Raw genomic sequence first — 298 nt, 5'->3', positions numbered from 1 at the left:
GATGACGAGCCCGGCCTGGCGGGCGCGGCTGACGAGCTGGATGGACATGATGCTGTCGCCGCCCAGGTCGAAGAAGCTGTCGTCGATGCCGACCGAGGAGAGATTCAGCAGGTCCTTGAAGAGACCGGCCAGGACGACCTCGCGATCGGTGGTCGCCTCCCGGCCGCCGCTGACCACCGAGAGATCCGGTGCGGGCAGCGCCTTGCGGTCCAGCTTCCCGTTCGGAGTCACCGGCAGCCCGTCGAGGACCACGACAGCGGCGGGCACCATGTAGTCGGGCAGCGACTCCCCCACGTGC

The 298-nt window shown here is 69.1% G+C and carries 1 protein-coding gene; it reads right to left on the bottom strand.

The annotated features are described in order from the left end of the window. The coding region (locus ACQB60_RS45810) for a phosphopantetheine-binding protein (RefSeq protein WP_496932048.1) at positions 1-298 on the bottom strand (298 nt) is incomplete at both ends.

The sequence above is a fragment of the Streptomyces odontotermitis genome (assembly GCF_050510915.1).
In the GTDB taxonomy this organism is placed as follows: domain Bacteria; phylum Actinomycetota; class Actinomycetes; order Streptomycetales; family Streptomycetaceae; genus Streptomyces.
The sequence above is the reverse complement of the archived record's forward strand: the minus strand, read 5'-3'. Positions and strand labels throughout refer to the sequence as shown.